Source organism: Metabacillus sp. RB-C-LZQ-3-1 (assembly GCF_058315175.1).
This window is the reverse complement of sequence record NZ_JBZFLI010000003.1, coordinates 143,284-161,314: the sequence shown is the minus strand read 5'-3', so window position 1 is coordinate 161,314 and position 18,031 is coordinate 143,284. Positions and strand designations below refer to the sequence as shown.

Sequence of the window (18,031 nt, the reverse complement as noted above, 5' to 3'; positions counted from 1 at the left end):
AAAAGTTGATCCTAACTTTTTTTTAAATCAAGTACAATTTTGATCGGAGAACCATTCTTTGTTAACGCCACTTTCATTGCCTCATTTATTTGGTCAAACTGAAATCTATGGGTAATTAATGATTCAAGCTTATACTTATGACTCGCTATAATATCAATTGCTGATTTAAAGTCTTCTTTTACATACATGGATGAGCCAAACATCTGAACCTCTGAAATCATCAATCTATTTAAATCGATTGATACCTTTTCATCGAATAACGCAATAGATATGATTTTTCCTCTTCTTTTAATAACAGATAAAGCATCATCTAAAATCGCCCCATAGCCTGCAGTAAGGAAAATATGATCAAATTGACCAATATGAGCATCAACATAATTTTGCAGGGATTGAAACCTTACATTTACAACATCTGTCGCACAAAGAGCTTTTCCTATTTCTAAGTTTTTATCAATTGCATCTGTCAGACATATTGTTTCAGCACCTTTATCATGTGCAGCAACTGCTGTGACAAGCCCTATAGGTCCTGAACCAAGAATCGCTACTTTATCCCCTTTTTGTATGTCAGCGATTTTAACCGCATGGACACCAACTGCTAGTGGTTCAGTAAGGACGGCCAAGTCTGGCGTTAATGTTCTTGGGATTTTATGTAGACTTTTTTCAGGAGATACCACGAATTGGGCAAAGCCTCCATCCCAGTTTGTTGTTCCAAGTACAACTTTTTCTTCGCATAGATTATAATGTTCTTCTGAGCATGGTCTGCAATTACCGCATCCTACTTGCGGTTCGATCGTGACCATCTCTCCAACTTCAAAAGTTGTAACATTTTCTCCAACTTCTTTAATTTCACCTATTACCTCATGCCCTAAAATACTTGGCGGTTGCCTAAATGGATGTTTACCTACATATGCATGGACATCAGAACCGCATATCCCTGCAATCTTCACTTGAATTAATACTTCGTTCCCCTTAATTCTTGGTACCTCTTTACCAATGACCTCAATATGTTCAACCCGATCAAATAACGCTGCTTTCAAATCCCTTCCCCCTTACACTACTTATTTGTGAGAAAAAACAAGGACTAGTAATCGCTTACATTTTACTTCAACTAGAAAATCAATTAATTCAAAAATAAAACCTATCATTCAAAATTGTTTTGTTTGGTAGCGATTACATCAAAACGCAGAGATATCCTCCTTTAATTGTCACCTTGTTAACTTGTATACTAAGTTAACTTATACACGTAGTATACATAGACTTTTCCAAAAAGTCAATGCCCATTAGGCGAATATTCAGACCTTACTAAAATCCCTTCTACTCCAAAAATAAAAAAATGGACTTCACCAAGAAAACACATCTTGAAAAGTCCATTTTAATTGAAATCACTAGGTTTGATTGATCTTTTTAGGTAACAAATTAATCTTTCCAATATCGATCATAAAGGTTCTGCATATGAAAGGTCATAATCTCTACAGCTTCCGTTTCATTGTGTTCCTCGATGGCTTTTATAAGCATTTTATGCTCTTTAAAATTAACCTCTCGGTAATCTGGACGAGTTACCGTACGATCACGTATAAATTTCCACATTTCTTGAGATTTCATCGCATTACTGATGGCGGCCATAATCTTTATAAATAAATCATTATGAGAAGCCTTCGCTATTCCTTTATGGAGTGCCTCATCTGTCTCTGGAACATAGATGCCAGCCTTTGTTTCTTCCTCCATTTTTTGAATAGTAGAGCGGAGTTCCTTAATATCCTCTTCTGTAGCTCTTTGTGCTGCATATTTAATAATTAATGGTTCAATATTCATTCTTGCTTCTACAATGTCTTCTGGCGAGGTTGAATCCAATATAAAGGATGATTCAGAATTGTTAGTAATCTGTGTGTTTTTAACATACACACCTTCTCCTTGACGAGAATAAATAATGCCATTCAACTCAAGGGCACTCAATGCTTGTCTAATCGGAGCACGACTTACTCCAAACTGGGCACAAAGCTCTCGTTCTGCAGGCAATTTATCACCTATATTAAAAGATCCTGATTGGATTTCTGAAAGAATTTGATTATAAATTTGTATGTATAATTTTTCACTTGATACCCGATTAAAGCTAATTTTAATCACTTCTCTCAATATATATTCTTAATAAGTAAACGTTTTAAAACATATATAATTATAAGCCTTTCTTTTTTAAAGAGCAACACTATTACTGGTTGAATACATAAAACCAATCTCTTCGAATGAAATAAATTAGTTCCATTAGGATAAGAAAAGCGCAAGCACCTTGGTCATCGCCGTACAAACTGGTGGAGCATCGACTAAAGATTTAGGAAACAAGGTAAGCGAAGCGAACCGATGTTGACTTATCGTAGGGAGATGATCTGAAGTTTGATAGGCGATAGGCGCTGGCAGTCTAAAACCGCAACATCCTGTTGCAACGACTGCACTTGCACGTCCTGTGCTTCGGAGCTACTACTAAAACTAAGTATAAGTACAAAAATTTTATACTTTCTTATCTGTTTAAAAAAGTGATGGTTAGACCATCACTCTCATCAAACACAAATATACTCTTGTTTTATAATAAAGCTATTGTGGACTATTTCAATTTTAACTAAATTGCATTTCAATATCAGTGATCTTATTTTTTCGCTTTTCATGTCTTCCCCCTTCTTCAAAGGCGGTAGTTAACCATACTTTTGTAATGTCACGAGCTAATCCTGGACCAATAACCCGCTCTCCCATGGCGAGAACATTAGAGTTATTATGCTCCCTCGTTGCTTTTGCACTAAAGGTATCATGGACAAGTGCACAACGAACTCCTTTTACTTTGTTCGCTGCGATACTCATTCCAATACCAGTACCACACACTAATATCCCTCTTTCCGCCTCACCTTTTGCTACCATTTCTGCTACTGGAACCGCATAATCCGGGTAATCAACAGAAGTTTGACATTCACATCCTAAATCAACATACTCTATATTCAGTTCCTCAAGCAAATTGATAATTTCTTTTCGAATTGTAATCCCGCCGTGATCAGATGCAATAGCTACTCTCATTTTGTTCCTCCTAAATTCATATAATCTCAAGTTCATTTTCAAAACAACTGAAAACCTTTTCATTCTTTTATAAAAAAAATGCTTTTTATCTAAATCATTTTTTGTTATTACGATCTACCTTATGAATATCGTCACAGCATTCACACTTAGAATAAAGTACAGTTACCTTTTCATTTTCAAAGTGATCAATTGTTGAATTACAATTTTGGCAAATTACTGTACCCACCTGTCCTTATCCTCCATCCAAACAATCCCAAATTTGTCAACTTGTATACTTGTCATACAAGTTATCTTATAAATATAGCTTACTTTTCAAACTATCAGATGTCAATCATTTTTTGTTAGCCATCAATTGTTTCTAATCTAACTATTTTTATAAAATCAAAGAAACCAAAATAAATGCATGATGATACTGGTTTTAAACCGAATTAGCAGTCATCAATAAAATAGATAATATTAAGATTTCCAATATCTCTCATAAAGGTTTTCCATATGGGAGGTCATTAAATCAACTGCTTCTTTTGCATTATGATCCTCAATAACTTTAATGAGTGATTGATGCTCTTGAAAATTTATCTCACGGTATTCCGGTCTAGTTACGGTCCTATCTCTTATAAAATGCCACATTTCCTGTTGCTTCATTGCATTACTAATGGCTGACATAAATTTTATAAATAAGTCATTATGAGAAGCCTCAGCAATCTGTTTGTGTAAAATCTCATCTGTTTCGGGCTCATATACCCCAGCTTTTGTTTCTTTTTCCATTTTCTTTATCGTTTGTTGAAGTGCTTTAATATCTTCATCAGTTGCTCTTAAGGCTGCAAATTCAATAATTAGCGGCTCTATACTCATTCTCGCTTCAACAATATCCTCTGGTGAAATTGATTTTAAAAAGAAAGCCGTTTGAAAATTCCCCGTTAGAACTTTATTGTTTTTAACATATACTCCTTCCCCTTGGCGTGAAAAAATAACACCATTCAACTCTAATGCACTGAGTGCCTGTCTAACAGGTGCACGACTAACATTAAAAAGATCACATAGCTCTCTTTCCGTAGGAAGCTTCTCCCCTTCCTTAAATGTGCCAACTTCAATCTCTGAAAGGATCTGATTATAAATTTGGATATATAGTTTTTGACTTGAAACACGGTTAAAATTGATTGTACTCACTTCTCTCTACATTCTTAATTATATACAAAATCAAAAGAAATAATGAAACAGACATCCGACCGTGTCAGTTGCCTGTTTCATCTATATAAATTAATCCATGTGAGAACCGCCGTTGATATCTATTTCTTCTCCTGTAATATAAGATGCTTCTTCAGAAGCTAAAAATGCAATAGCTGATGCAATTTCACTCACTTCACCAGGTCTGCCCATTGGAATGCTATCAATAACCTTTTTTGCATCCTCTTCAGGAAGAGACTTCCAAATTTCAGTGTTTACAAGTCCTGGTGCAACACTGTTTACTGTAATTCCATCAACAGCTACTTCACGCGCAAGATTCTTTGAGAAGCCTAGTACAGCAGCCTTAGAGGCTGAATAATGTGCACCACCGAATACACCGCCGCCTCTTTTTGCAGATACAGAAGAAAGATTAATAATGCGACCAAACCTTTGTTTTTTCATTGGATCTAGTACTGCTTGAGTGCAAAGGAATAAACCGAACATATTCACATTAAATATTCTTGTCATATCTTCGAGTGTCATATCCTGAACGGTTACTTTTTGAGAAATTCCAGCATTATTAACAAGGATATCGATTCTTCCATATTCCGTGAGTACTTTATCTACCATTGCATCAACAGATTCTTTATTAGTCACATTCAGCTCTACCCCTAATGCCTTTCCGCCTGCTTCAGTAATAGCGTTTACAGTATCATCAATTCCTTCTAAATTTAAATCTGCCACAACAACTGCAGCACCCTGTTTGGCAAGTGATAATGCGATTGTACGACCAATCCCTTTTTTAGATCCACTTCCTGTTACGATTGCTACTCTTTCCTTTAATTCAAACATTGACATCCACTCCTAGTTTCATAGTTTAATAACATTTGTTTATCTTTATTGAAGCATTTCTTTTGCAGTATTAATGATATTTTCAACAGTGATTCCATTTAGTTCTAATAGCTTTTCATATGGTGCAGATTGACCAAATTGATCCTGAACCCCAATTCGACTGACTTTCCCCTTACCTTCTTCAGCTACGACTTCACATACAGCACTTCCTAGACCATTTAAAATATTGTGGTCTTCAACAGTAATGATTTTTCCAACATTTAAACATTCAACTACTGCATCACGGTCTAGTGGTTTAATCGTGTGCATATCTAATAGCTTGACAGAGATTCCTTGTTTTTCTAACTCTTTTGTCGCTTCAATAGCTAAGCGTAAAGTATCACCGTTTGCAATGATTGCAATGTCAGAACCTTCTTGTAATTTTTTGGCCTTACCAATTGTAAATTCTTCATTTTCATCATAAATCATTGGAACTGTATCTCTTGTAAAGCGCAGGTAAACAGGACCATACATTTTTGCTGCTTGCTCAACTAGCTTCCTAGTAGAATAGTAGTCTGCCCCCATTATGACTGTCATGTTCGGAAAGCTTCTTAATACCCCCATATCCTCAATTGCTTGGTGACTTCCGCCATCATTGGCAGGCGTTAATCCTCCGTGGGAACAAGCGATTTTAACATTTAAATTTGGATAGCAAACCTCTTGCCTAATTTGCTCTGCCATTCTTAAAGAACCGAATACTGCGTAAGTGCTTACAAACGGGATCTTACCAGTTGTTGCAAGACCAGCTGCTAATCCGGCTGCATTTTGCTCTGCAATTCCAACATTGATATGCTGATCTGGTAATTGCTTAATAAAATTGCTTGTTTTACATGATTTTGCAATATCAACATCGATCACGTAAATATCTTTGTTTTCTTTCCCTAGTTTCACAATTTCATCGCCAAATGCTTCCCTGGTTGCCTTCTTTGTCGTTAGCGTTTTTTCTAAGATACTCATTATTTTAACCCCCCTGATATTTCTCCAATTGCCTGTTTGTATTCTTCATCATTAGGAGCAACTCCGTGCCATTCAGCAACGTCTTCCATATAAGAAACTCCCTTCCCTTTTACAGTGTCCATGACAATACATTTTGGTTTACCATTTTTGGCAACTCTTACTTCATCAAGTGTCTCAACAATCTCTTCCATTGAGTGTCCATCGATACGCTTAGTTTCAAATCCAAATACTTCAAATTTCTTTTCTATATCTTGCAGTGGCATGATCTCATCAGTAAAACCATCGATTTGAAGTCTATTATTATCAACAAATACGACTAAATTATCTAATTGATATTTAACAGCTGTTTGAGCTGCTTCCCAAATTTGACCTTCTTGACATTCCCCATCACCTAATAGTGAGAAGACACGATAAGATTTTTTATCTCTTTTTCCTGCAATCGCCATCCCTACACCGCATGAAAGTCCTTGACCTAATGAACCTGTTGAGATATCAATTCCAGGACACTTTTTCATATCTGGATGACCTTGAAAAGGAGAACCGTATTCTCTTAATGTATAAATGGTTTCATACGGGACATAACCTTTTAATACTAAAGCTGAGTATTGAATAGGACAAACATGCCCTTTTGAAAGTACGAATCTGTCCCGATCCTCCCAATTCGGATTATTCGGATCAATGTTCATTTCTTTAAAATATAACGCTGTCATTAGGTCTGCAGCTGAAAGTGATCCACCAGGATGACCAGATTGCGCTTTGTGAATCATTGTTACGGCTGTTTTTCTCATTTCAATAGCTATTTCTTTTAACTCTTCAACACTTATATTTTTCACCTTCATCACCTCAATGAATTATTTTATAGCGGTTTCAAATTTGTAATGTTGTCAACTTGTCATACAAGTTACTCCACATTTATCTAACAAGTTATTCTATAACTGTAGTATACATTCTCTGACGTCACTTGTCTACTAAGTATACAAATTATTTTTTGAAGTTTTTTATTTTTATATTTTGATTAGAAAAACTTAGCTTGTCGCTATTATTTTTATCGTTTCTAATAGTATAAAAAAAGAGGAGAGAAATAACATTCTCTCTCCCAAACTTACAGTAATAACAGTGTTAATTTTGGAATAACTGCTATTATAGCCAAACTCACCAGCATAATGAAAAAGAATGGAACAACACCTCTTACTAGCGTTGGCATACTTAATCCGGAAATACCTGAGCCGACAAATAAATTCACTCCAAGTGGAGGAGTAATAAAACCGATTGATAACGTAACAATCATGATAATCCCGAAATGAATTGGGTCTAACCCTACTTGGCTTGCTACAGGAAAAAGAATTGGTGTAAAGATTATTACTGCTGCTGATGTATCAATAAAGCAGCCAATAATTAGTAGCAAGAGGATGATGATTAAAATAATAACAATTGAGTTTTCAGAAACTGATAAGAAAGACTCTGCGATTGCTTGTGGTATTTTCTCCATTGTTAGAATAGTACCAAACGCATTTGCTGTTCCAATAATGATTAAAATAGCCACCGAGCTTATTGCTGCTTCCGCAATAATTTTAGGGAAATGGCTGATTTTGATCTCCTTATGCAGGAATATACTGACAAAGGCTGCATAAACGACTCCAAATACAGCTGCTTCTGTTGGCGTGAAAATTCCTCCGTATATTCCCCCTAAAATAATAATTGGAACTAAAAGTGACCATTTTGCTTGATTTAAAGCAATTAGCATCTTTTTAAAACTGAAGCTTTCCTTCGTTCCTGAATATCCCTTCTTTTTTGAATAGAAATAACACCAAATGATTAAACAAATTCCAATTAAAATTCCTGGAAAAATCCCACCTAAGAATAAATCTCCGATCGACTGGTTTCCTGAGATCCCATAAAGAACCATCGGGATACTTGGAGGAATAATAATCCCCATTGAACCAGCTGTTACGATTACAGCTGTTGCAAACTTTCTATCATAACCTTGTGCAACCATTGCAGGTATCATAATGCCTCCAACTGCTGCTACTGTTGCTGGCCCCGATCCAGAGATAGCAGCAAAGAACATACAAGTAATAACTGCTGCTATAGCAAAACCTCCAGTATAACGTCCAACAAATATATTAGCTAAATTGAATAAGCGAGTTGAGATCCCGCCCTTTCCCATGATTTCACCAGCCAGGATAAAAAATGGGATGGCCATTAAGGCAAAATTATCGGTTGAAGTTACCAACCCCTGCGCAAGAAATGTAATCGATATATTAGGTGAATAAATAGCTGTGACCAAGCCTGCTAATCCTAAAGATATCGCAATCGGGACAGAAAGGATCATGAACAAAAAGAACGTACCAAATAATACAAAACTCGTCATACGATTCCCTCCTGAAGCTCAGTCTGTTCTTTACAATCGTCACACTTATATTTTTTTAACGCTTTCAATTCATTTACTAAACGAACTAATTTTTGAATTAAACGAATGGAGGTTAGAACCATCCCGACTACTGGTGCAGCATATACCCATTCAAGAGGTATTTCCAACGCAGCAGATTCTCTTGTAACTTTTAGAACGATATCAAATCCGAAGTAAGTCATGACAACCGCAAAAACAAAAAATGAAAAACTGGCAATTATATCAATGATAATTCTACCTTTTTTTTCAAACATCATTGGAAAAGCATCTACCCCAAGGTGCTTATCTTTTTGTACTCCATAACTTACACCTACATAAATCATCCATATAAATAGGTATCTTGCAACCTCTTCTGACCAGGTAAGAGACTCGCCAAGCACATACCTCATAAAAACCTGTGCAAAAACAATGATGACGGTAGAAATACTAAGTACGATTAATATATATTCTTCTAAATGTTTATCTAACCAATTGATGAATTTCATTAAACGGACCTCCTCATGTTGAAGAACTCTTATTTCCTCTTTCTTTTTACTCAACCGCTTTCAATATATCTTGAATAAAATCTTCCCCAAATCTCTTCTGATAGGCTTGATAAACACCTTCAGCTTTTTCTCTAAACTTCTCCCTATCCGGTTGAATAACTGTCATACCAGCATTTTGAAGTTCGCTCAGCATTTCTTCTTCATTTTCTCTTAAAATATCTCTGTGGAATTGCGCTGCTTCTCTTGCACTACTAATAATTATTTCTTGCTCCTCTGGAGTAAGTGTTTGCCAAAACTCTTCACTTATCGCAACAGGCAGCGGCATGTATTGATGACCTGTTAAATTTAGATAATCTTGAATTTCGTTAAATTTACTGGCATAAATGTTTGCGATAGGATTTTCCTGAGCATCTACAGTTCCCTGCTGTAAAGCCATATATAATTCTCCAAAAGCCATTGGTGTAGGATTGGAACCAAATGCCTTAAAGGTACTAACAGATAACGGAAATTCCGGAGTCCTTATTTTCAATCCCTTTAAATCCCCTGGTTCTTCAATTGGTACATTTGAAGTAACATGACGGAAACCGTTCTCAAAATAGGATACTATTCTTAACCCATCCTCTAATAAAGGTGCTGCCACCTTCTGTCCAATTTCACCATCCAGAACCTTCCATGCCTCTTCGTAAGTATCAAAAAGATAAGGTAATTCAAACACACTTATTCGTTGGTCATATTGACTAAATGCACTTGCTGCTACCATTTGAAGATCATTAAACGTAACACTTTCTATCATTTCAGCCTCTGAGCCAAGCTGCTCATTAGGATACACTTGAACTTTCATTTCACCTTGTGATTTTTCTTCCACCAACTCTTTAAATTTCATAACAGCTAAATGTCTTTCATTTGATTCTGCAGCACCATGTCCAAACCTAATAAGAGTTACATCATCAGAACCTACTGCATTATTAGTAGTAAAGAAAACTACTAATATACTTAGAGCTAGTCCTATTGTTAAAAACACCATTAATTTTTGAAAGGCTTTCATTAATATCCCTACCTTCTGTTAATTTCTGTCTTTAGGTTATATAATGAGTTTTTAACTCCACTTTTCTGTAAGCGCTTTAACCAAATTCAGATTAGGTTACCTATGTCTATTACAAAAAGTGAAATTTGTTTGAGCTAATAAAACTAGAATAACTCATCATACACCTGATGTACATTGTTGTTATATAAGGAAGAAAACCGACGAATGTAATCCTTTACATTACTACTCAAACATTAAGTTATGCTTTATAAATAAATATAACATCGCACTTTTGTTGATCTTTCCAGTTCACTTTCCTATTAATATAACAAACTTTTGGTCATATCCTTTTACCAATTTTTCACTCAGATCTTGTTCACTTGTCTACTAAGTAACTCTGTAGTTAAATTGTACTTTTCACAATAACAATTGTCAAACGTTTTTTAGGTGCTACTATTTTCAGCATTATATGGTAGGTTTCGCTTAGACAGTTAAAAACCTCAATTATACAAAAAAACTCCAACTCCTATACAATAAAGAGTTGAAGCTTATTTTCCTGATTTTTTATGATAGATTGCCTGCCAAATCTATACAGAAATAGTTCTCAATTAGCAATATCAAAAACACTTCTCAGTTTTAACTGATCTTTAAATGATTCAAGGCTAAGATTTTCAGTAAGACTATCTTTGTTAACAATTATTTTTCTTATATCACCAGCAGACAAATCAAAATAATTTTCGTTAAACTTACAATCTGCAGTTTCTAAATCCAACTCAATGTATTTCGCAAAAGCTTGAGAGGATATATGAATTTCAAACGTATCTTTTGTTTCAGAAACGAGATATGTTAACTCAGGGTCTAAAAATTCAAAGTGCTTTGGTTTTGTAAACAGCATGGTTGTTACTGCCATTTGTTCGCCATTTACATATAATTTACATTCCAGATACGTATTTCTTTTTTTATCTTCTGTTAAATATTCACCTAACAATAGCTTTTCACAGTGCTTAGCTGATAAATTTTTCACAATCGATTGAACGGTTCCTTGAGCCAGGATTTCAGATGTATGTCTTCGTAATGTCCATTCAATGTGAGCGTCTATTGGAGATAACGTATCATTCGTTAGATGAATCTCAACGTCAGAACCATCCTCTCTCAGTGACATTAAGATAGGTGCATAAAATTTCTTCGCATAATAATGAAGAGCCTTCCATCGACCAAAATAATCAACACTTGACCATGATGCAACTGGCCAACAATCATTTAATTGCCAATACAGCGAGCCCATACAACGTCCACGATTTCTCCTCCAATGCTCGACCCCATACTTTATTGCCTCAGCTTGTAAAAGTTGTGAAGCATAAAGTAATGAATCAAAATCCTTTGGATAGAGGAAATTTTCAGAAAGATAAAATAAGATCTTTCCGTTTGCAGCCCCATTTTTTTGATGTTTCTCCATTACATAAGAAAAAATATTGCGGTCTCCTTCCTCTGTAAATGAATGGATGGTCTTCATAGATGGAAACGACTGAAAACCAAATTCAGAGCAGAATCGGAAGTGAAATTTCTCATACTCAGAAAAAGGTTTCAAACCATGCCATACTTCCCAGTAGTGCATATCACCCTCGTTTGGATTTCTCGGTTCATTAAATCCACCGCCTGAGGAAGGAGAAGATGACCAATAAAATGTCTGCGGATCAAGTTCTTTTGCAAGTTCGGGAATAATAAACTCAAATAACTTTATGTAATCCGCTTTATGTTTATAATCCTCATCAGGCATATCTCCCCAGTAGACCCAAGCTTCCTCAACTTCATTATTCCCACACCAAATACCTAAACTAGCATGATGTCTAATTCGTTTCATATTATCTATTACCTCTTGTTCTACATTTCTACGAAAATCATCATTTAAGTCATACACACTGCAAGCAAACATAAAGTCCTGCCAAACGATAATTCCTTTTTGATCACATAAATCAAAGAAATAGTCCTCTGGATAAATTCCTCCACCCCATACACGAATCATATTAAAATTTGCTTCGACACAATCATTTATAATCCGTTCTGTTCGTTCCTTTGAGTTACGGGCAAGTAAACTATCCTCAGGGATATAATTTGCCCCCATCGCAAAAATCGATAAACCATTCACTTCAAACTCAAATGATTTTCCCCACTGGTCTGGTTCATGTTTAATTGTTATTGTGCGAAGCCCAATATTTATCACCTTTTCATCTAAAACACCAGTTTCATTTAATGTGATAACCTCAACCTTATATAAAGGCTGCTCACCATAATTATTCGGCCACCATAACTGTGGATTTACCACATGAAAGGATACTGTTTCATCCTTTAACACATGGTCAATACTAACTGACTCTACATTACCTAACGGATTCATCAAATTCACCTTAAGACTTACAGGATCAAATGAATGCGCTTCCAATTTGACTTGAACACGTACTTCGACTTCCTTATGACGATGATCTTGTGTTACATACACTTCATCGATACGCCCTAAGTTCCAAGCAAGTAATGACACATCTCTCCAAATCCCTAAATCCGGTATTTGTGGACCCCAATCCCATCCAAACATATAATGTCCTTTTCGAAGATGTGGATATCCTTCGATGGCATCCGTTACACCCCATAGTTTTTCTTCCTTTTGTTTATTCGAGATATAGTGAATTGGTGAAAAAAGAGTAACTTCTATCTTGTTTACACCAGTAACTAAAAATGGTTTAATATTGAATTCATATACCCGGTGCATATTATTTGTCTTTGCTATACTATTCCCATTGATTTTTATCTCTGAGATTGTATCTAGACCATCAAAACGTAATACTAGGTGCTGATTATGTAACAGTTCTTCTTCCACTATAAATTCACGTATAAATTTATAATCCTTTGAAGCAATTTCATAGGCAAAACGTTCATTATCTCTATAAAAAGGATCCTCAATTTCCCCATGTTTAAAAAGTTCATTCATAACAGATCCTGGTACTGAAGCCTCTAAACAATTTAATCCATCTGAGCTTTTCATTAGCCATGCACCATTTAAGCTAATTTTTTTCATTACTTCCGACCTCCGTTTTTTATGTTTTTGTTATTTTATTTGTTTAATAACTCTAAAAGAAAAACAAGGTATAAAAAACACCTTGTTCTAAATTTTCTTAACAGAATTTCTATATATCATTTTTCCTTTAACAAGTACCCGTCCAAATGTTTTATTCTTGTCTCTTATCTTTTCAAGAACAAAATTGACAGAATAGGAAGCCATTTGTTCAACGTCTACTTCAACTGTTGTTAAAGGAGGATCAGTAATTGTTGCATAAATATCATTATCAAAGCCAACGACCGAACAATCTTCAGGTACTTTATATCCAACCTTTTTCATCTTTTGAATTAAGTTATGAGCAACTTGATCACAATTGCAAACAAACGCCGTTGGTAGAGTTTCTGGTAATTCCATATCTATATAAGTACCTTCTTCATCCCGATCGTTAATAATATACTCTTGTTTCAACGAACATCCATGTTCAAGTAATGACTTATAATATCCTAAAAAGCGGTCTTGAATACTGCTTGTTGAATAAAGATTTCCAACATATGCAATCTCTTGATGACCATTACGGAAAAGATAGTTTGTTAATTCATATGCTGCATAAAAGTTATCAGTTGTAACTGAATCAATATCTGCGTTTTCATCATAAAAATCAAGAAATACCTTCGGAAGGTCTATCTCCAGGATTTTTCCTATATATGATTTACTGATTTGGCCAAGTATAATGAAGCCGTCGACTTTATTTTCATGATAGATTCTGGGAAGATTCAGTTGTTTTTCATCACTATGACTTAAGATGTGGAGAATACCATAATACCCCCTGTTTTCTAGAATCCTAGTCATACTTTTATAAACATTTAAATAGAATGAAGATTGTTCAGTACCAGCAAAACGTTCAGGAATTATAACTCCAATATTATACGACAAACCTTCCTTCATCGATTTAGCCATTGCATTATATCTATATCCCATTTCCTCTGCAATAGTCTTTATCTTTTGTTTAAGCTCTTCGCTGACACCCTCTTTATCATTAAGTGCTTTTGACACAGTTACACTGCTTACACCTAATTTGTCAGCTATATCTCTCATCGTTACATTACTTTTCATCACTCTCTCCCCCTTTCCTATATACGTTAATTATTTATTACATACATCAGGTACACAACCAATAATCTTGTTCGTTCAAATACTTGTGAATCAACTAGTCTAGTTTCTCCTTACAGATTCTGAATTTGTAAAAACAGATGGTAAACCGAAATCTTAAAATTGAAAACGCTATCTTCAAAGAGTATTATACTAAGGTTAACTTTAATTTTAAAGTATTTTTTTGAGTGTTTTAACTTAACAATTACTTAAACGATAAATGCGTTACCTAATAAGCTATACTAGGAAATGAATTAAATAAAGGGTCTTCTATCCAAACATTACTTAAATAACCCATATTTATGAGATTTTGCACATTATGAAACAAAAATAAATATTAAACCTGTTATGGTCAAGGACCAATTTTTTTTTAAGGTGATATATAAAAAACATCAGCCTAAACTGAATTATCGGTCACCAATGACCCATAACTCATCTACTTTAGCTGATGTTCATTTTATAATAATTCTCAAGTTTCATTTTATCTAAACTGCTTTTTATATTCGGCAGGAGTATAGCCTGTGAATTTTTTAAAACAGATACTAAAATATTGAGGATTGTTATAGCCTACTTTTTCACATACTTCATATGTTTTTATGTCAGCTTCACGCAATTCTTCCATTGCTTTTTTCATCCTTATCTCCAGCAAGTAATCCCCAAAATTAAAACCTTTTTCAAGTTTAAATAGATTGCTTAAGTATGGAGTACTGACATGGATAAACTCAGCAACTTTTTTGAGTGTTAAGGTGCTATCATGATAATGATCTTTGATATACTTTATCGCTTGATCAACATGGCTGAAATGATTCTTATCTTCTTTTTTATACATTTCATCACGCCATTGCAGAATGAGTTTGTTCAAAATCTCCATCATTTCTGAAAGGGTTTCCATTTTCATGATATCTTTATAAACATCCGATGAATTAAAACTTATTATCTCCTCTTCTTTCCACTTTTCAACTTCGAAAAATAGCATTGTACTAAACTTCAGCGCGAGGATTTTTAACTCACTCAACGGCACTAACTTCCTCTCAACAATCGCTTCATTTAAATGTTTAAGAGTTTCACTCACCTTTTCAGGTATTCCTACCTTAATATGACTTTCTAATTCTGACTCTAGTTTTTTTATGCGATCTTCTGTTTCTTCATTACTTGATACAGTATCTTCAAAAGAAAAGACCTTTCCTGTTCCCATAATATGCCGCAATTCCATCGCTAAATGGGATTCAAGTAATGATTTTCCAAGTTCAAACAAATTTGGATATGTTCTGCCGAGTGTAATCGTAACTGAATGTTCCATTTTCTTAAAGGAATCAATTAATTCTTGAGCTAACTGCCCTTTTCTGATATCACTCTCATCTTCAAGAGATAAAAGAATTGCGTATTCATTAGGATCAATATTTATTACACTATAGTTTTCCTGTGAAAAAAAGGATGAACTAATCTCTGTAATCTTTCTTTTACATGCATCATTTATACTGATTGAGGAATGAACAAGTACAGCTGCAAAGTCTGGTCCCTCTAACTCTACCCCCAGCTCCACTAATTCCTTCTCTACATCCAACCGCTGAACTCCTTCCTTCATCAACTTTTGAAAGAATTTTCGCTGAAGGTAAGGAAGGGATTCTTTGATTCTCAATTCTTTTTTTGTTTCCTTTTCCCAATCTACAGCTGCTTCTTTAACTTTGTTAAGCAGTTGCTCTGAGTCTACTGGTTTTAATAAATAATCAAACGCTTTGAGTTTTACTGCTTCATGAGCATATTTGAATTCTTCATATCCTGTAAGAAAAATAATCCTCGTTTCTGGACTTATTTCTCTTATCTTTTTCCCCATTTCTAAACCATTCATAAATGGCATATTAATATCAGAAATGACGACTTGAGGCTGTTCCTTTTTGATTAAATCAAGTGCAATCTCACCATCTCCTGCTTCTCCTGCAACGATAAAGCCATGCTCTTTCCATAGAGTTGACTGACAAATCCCTCGACGAATAATACGATCATCTTCAACCACAATCAATTTATACATTCTCATTGATCTCCCCTTTTGTTTTGGGAATAATAATGCCCACTACGGTGCCATGACCTGGTTCACTTGATATCGTTAAACCATACTCTTTTCCAAAATGAATTTTAATTCGCTCATTTACACTTTTTAATCCAATTCCAATAAAACTCTTTTTCTCTTGAAAGGAAGCTTCCATTTCTCTTGAAATTTCTAATAATTTTTCTCTTTCGATTCCATTTCCGTTATCAGAAACCTCTAAGCGAATCGTTTCGTCCGTCTGATAACCTCTAATGCTAATCTTTCCTTGCCCTCTTTTCTGCTTTACCCCATGGTAAATGGCGTTTTCAATAATCGGCTGTAAAGAAAGTTTAATAATATTATAGGAAAGAATATCTTGATCAACGTTCACTTCGTAAGAGAAGTCGTCCCCATAACGCATTTCTTGAATGAATAAATAGTGCTCAATATGTTCGACCTCTTCCTTAATTGAAATAATTTCTTTTCCCTTACTAATTCCGATACGGAAAAAGCTTGAGAGAGCGCTTACCATTTGACTGGCATCCTTATTAAGTCCCATATCACATAACCCTTTTATCGAATAAAGTGTATTGTAAAGAAAATGAGGATTAATTTGTGCATGCATAACTGCAAATTCTAATTGCCGTTTCTCTTCCTGTTCTAACCTGATCTGATCCATCAAAGTTTGAATTCGGAAAAACAGCTCGTTAAAGCCATTTTGAAGGATTTTCATTTCTTCCGGGGATGCCTCATCATAAAAATCCGGACTTTTTTCATTAATTGTCCGCATATGTTCAGCCATTTTTTCAAAAGGCTTTGAAATATATTTCCCAACGAAGCTCGTTAAAAATATTGCACTAACGACCATCATTAAGATGAAAAAAACCGTGGAATGTTTTATATAATCTACTTTATTTAAAATTTCATTTTCAGGGACGACTGCTGCAAGCTTCCAGTTATTTGCCTGGATTGTATCATAAATCACAATCATATCTTCACCAGCAGCACTTTCATACGAGAATTGGCCACTTTCCTTTTTGGTATTCTGGAGGGAATAAAGAGTTTTATTATCCAGCCTATATTCATTTTTAACGTCTTTGGATTCATATTTTCCATTCGGGCTAATAAGAGTCAGATAACCATTTTTCCCGATTAACGATTTGTTCAATACTTGTTCAAAAAAATTATCCCTAAGGTTAAAGAGTACGATGCCTTTCCCTTTATCACTCTTTTCAATCAATCTCAATACTGACATTACTTCGTCATTTGTATTAAAAATTTGATCTTCGTGTATATTTCTCCAATAAAATCCCTCTTTGCTTCCCTTATATTCGTTAAAATAATGCTCATATGGCACTGATGGGTTAGAAGCATAATCACTATGATAAAGCAAAAATTCTCCTTGATTAAGATCAATCAGAACGGATTCAAGTATGACATTATACCGAGAATAAACAAGCTGCAAATTCTTATCAATCTCTACGTAATGCTCTGGTTTAATTTCTGATTCTTCAGTTCCAATTAAGTTTACTATCCTTGGATCACTCGAAACAGAAACGAGTTGCTGGAAAACATCTGAAAGCATATAATCCAAATAATTTATTGTTTGGAAAATCGTATCATTTACATTTTTATATGCATTTTCTTCAATTTGTGCGGTGGCAAGCATAGAAGACACCCATCCTGAAACGGATATAAAAATAATAATGATAGGTAAATAGAGAGTGTTAATTGTTGATTTAATCGAGTACATAAAATATTTTCGAATTATGTTCTTTATTTTCATAACCATCACTTATGTTCTCCTATCGATGCA

At 34.7% G+C, this 18,031-nt stretch carries 15 protein-coding genes; all 15 read right to left on the bottom strand.

Features of this window, described 5'->3' with window-relative positions; translation table 11 throughout:
- Window positions 1-11: 11 nt before the first annotated feature.
- The 15 genes from AC4GZ8_RS06240 to AC4GZ8_RS06170 all read right to left on the bottom strand — a co-directional run bounded on the left by AC4GZ8_RS06240 (window position 12) and on the right by AC4GZ8_RS06170 (window position 18,007).
- Window positions 12-1,037 (bottom strand): zinc-dependent alcohol dehydrogenase, encoded by a 1,026-nt coding sequence (locus AC4GZ8_RS06240; RefSeq protein ID WP_491080958.1) that lies wholly within the window; start codon window positions 1,035-1,037, stop codon window positions 12-14.
- Between the two features lie 379 nt (window positions 1,038-1,416).
- Window positions 1,417-2,124 (bottom strand): FadR/GntR family transcriptional regulator, encoded by a 708-nt coding sequence (locus AC4GZ8_RS06235; protein ID WP_491081196.1) that lies wholly within the window; start codon window positions 2,122-2,124, stop codon window positions 1,417-1,419.
- Between the two features lie 483 nt (window positions 2,125-2,607).
- On the bottom strand, window positions 2,608-3,057 hold the full coding sequence (rpiB, locus tag AC4GZ8_RS06230; RefSeq protein ID WP_491080957.1) for a ribose 5-phosphate isomerase B: 450 nt from the start codon (window positions 3,055-3,057) through the stop codon (window positions 2,608-2,610).
- A gap of 94 nt (window positions 3,058-3,151) precedes the next feature.
- Window positions 3,152-3,283: a GapA-binding peptide SR1P gene (locus tag AC4GZ8_RS06225; protein ID WP_491080956.1), complete on the bottom strand. Its 132-nt coding sequence runs from the start codon at window positions 3,281-3,283 to the stop codon at window positions 3,152-3,154.
- A 230-nt stretch (window positions 3,284-3,513) separates the two neighbouring features.
- Entirely contained in the window at window positions 3,514-4,224 is a 711-nt protein-coding gene (locus AC4GZ8_RS06220; RefSeq protein ID WP_491080955.1) for a FadR/GntR family transcriptional regulator, read from the bottom strand.
- A gap of 90 nt (window positions 4,225-4,314) precedes the next feature.
- The gene (locus AC4GZ8_RS06215; RefSeq protein ID WP_491080954.1) at window positions 4,315-5,073 is read right to left on the bottom strand and encodes an SDR family NAD(P)-dependent oxidoreductase; all 759 of its coding nucleotides are present in this window, start codon (window positions 5,071-5,073) and stop codon (window positions 4,315-4,317) included.
- 45 nt (window positions 5,074-5,118) lie between these two features.
- Complete coding sequence (locus AC4GZ8_RS06210) at window positions 5,119-6,069, bottom strand: transketolase family protein (RefSeq protein ID WP_491080953.1); 951 nt, start codon at window positions 6,067-6,069, stop codon at window positions 5,119-5,121.
- The gene (locus AC4GZ8_RS06205) at window positions 6,069-6,902 is read right to left on the bottom strand and encodes a transketolase (protein WP_491080952.1); all 834 of its coding nucleotides are present in this window, start codon (window positions 6,900-6,902) and stop codon (window positions 6,069-6,071) included. The genes AC4GZ8_RS06210 and AC4GZ8_RS06205 overlap by 1 nt, the downstream gene beginning before the upstream one ends.
- Window positions 6,903-7,171: 269 nt before the next feature.
- A complete protein-coding gene (locus AC4GZ8_RS06200) occupies window positions 7,172-8,440 on the bottom strand; it encodes a TRAP transporter large permease (RefSeq protein WP_491080951.1) in 1,269 nt (422 codons plus the stop codon).
- Entirely contained in the window at window positions 8,437-8,964 is a 528-nt protein-coding gene (locus AC4GZ8_RS06195) for a TRAP transporter small permease (protein ID WP_491080950.1), read from the bottom strand. Before AC4GZ8_RS06195 ends, AC4GZ8_RS06200 begins: the two co-directional genes overlap by 4 nt.
- 46 nt (window positions 8,965-9,010) lie before the next feature.
- The gene (locus AC4GZ8_RS06190; protein WP_491080949.1) at window positions 9,011-10,009 is read right to left on the bottom strand and encodes a TRAP transporter substrate-binding protein; all 999 of its coding nucleotides are present in this window, start codon (window positions 10,007-10,009) and stop codon (window positions 9,011-9,013) included.
- A 583-nt stretch (window positions 10,010-10,592) separates the two neighbouring features.
- Window positions 10,593-13,058 (bottom strand): beta-mannosidase, encoded by a 2,466-nt coding sequence (locus tag AC4GZ8_RS06185; protein WP_491080948.1) that lies wholly within the window; start codon window positions 13,056-13,058, stop codon window positions 10,593-10,595.
- An 87-nt stretch (window positions 13,059-13,145) separates the two neighbouring features.
- Window positions 13,146-14,153 carry a substrate-binding domain-containing protein gene (locus AC4GZ8_RS06180; RefSeq protein WP_491080947.1) on the bottom strand — a complete coding sequence of 336 codons (1,008 nt, stop codon included), beginning with the start codon at window positions 14,151-14,153 and terminating at the stop codon, window positions 13,146-13,148.
- Between the two features lie 517 nt (window positions 14,154-14,670).
- Window positions 14,671-16,218, bottom strand: a complete 1,548-nt coding sequence (locus AC4GZ8_RS06175) for a response regulator (RefSeq protein ID WP_491080946.1) — start codon at window positions 16,216-16,218, stop codon at window positions 14,671-14,673.
- Complete coding sequence (locus AC4GZ8_RS06170) at window positions 16,211-18,007, bottom strand: sensor histidine kinase (RefSeq protein ID WP_491080945.1); 1,797 nt, start codon at window positions 18,005-18,007, stop codon at window positions 16,211-16,213. The genes AC4GZ8_RS06175 and AC4GZ8_RS06170 overlap by 8 nt, the downstream gene beginning before the upstream one ends.
- Between the last annotated feature and the right edge of the window lie 24 nt (window positions 18,008-18,031).